This window comes from Rhodococcus cerastii (assembly GCF_033042195.1).
GTDB lineage: Bacteria > Actinomycetota > Actinomycetes > Mycobacteriales > Mycobacteriaceae > Rhodococcoides.
In genome coordinates, this window is sequence record NZ_JAWLKF010000051.1 from 1 (window position 1) to 511 (window position 511).

Annotated in this window: 1 pseudogene; it reads left to right on the plus strand. The window is 68.9% G+C overall.

Annotated features, from left to right (window positions below):
• Positions 1–405, plus strand: a pseudogene (locus tag R3P93_RS24560) (hypothetical protein); the annotation flags it as partial.
• Between the last annotated feature and the right edge of the window lie 106 nt (positions 406–511).

A 511-nucleotide genomic window follows, 5' to 3' on the forward strand; every position in this document is an offset into this window, starting at 1 on the left:
GATCGGTGGTTGGCCACGGCCTGGCAACTGCCGGCATTGTCGGACCCGGCCGCGGTCGTGGCGGAGCGGTTGATGTTGTTGCTGCACTACGGAGTCGATTGGTCGGACGGAAATTGGGTGGCCGCCCGCCGCGGTGACTACTGGGACAACCTGCTGCCCACCCGGATCCGATTGGCCACCTATAACAGCGTGAATCTGCACCAGTGGTGGACCGCCTCGGCGGCCCGGCTCGGCTCGGCCCCGCGCACCGACGAGCAACGCGGCGAGCTGGCAATCCTGCTCACGAGCGAGCCGCGGCCGGTGCTGCAGGTGATGCGCGATCAGACCTCCGCGCTGACGCTGCGGACGAGGATCGTGGCCGACGCGGTCCGCGCCGCCTGCACCGAGCACGGGTTGGCGTCGTGACAGTGTCTCGGGTGTGGGAGATCGAGATGACCGCCCGGTCGCCGATCTCGCACCGCGGGGAGCTGATCGGGCTCGTCGCTGCAGACGCATTCGAGGTTGTGGAGCC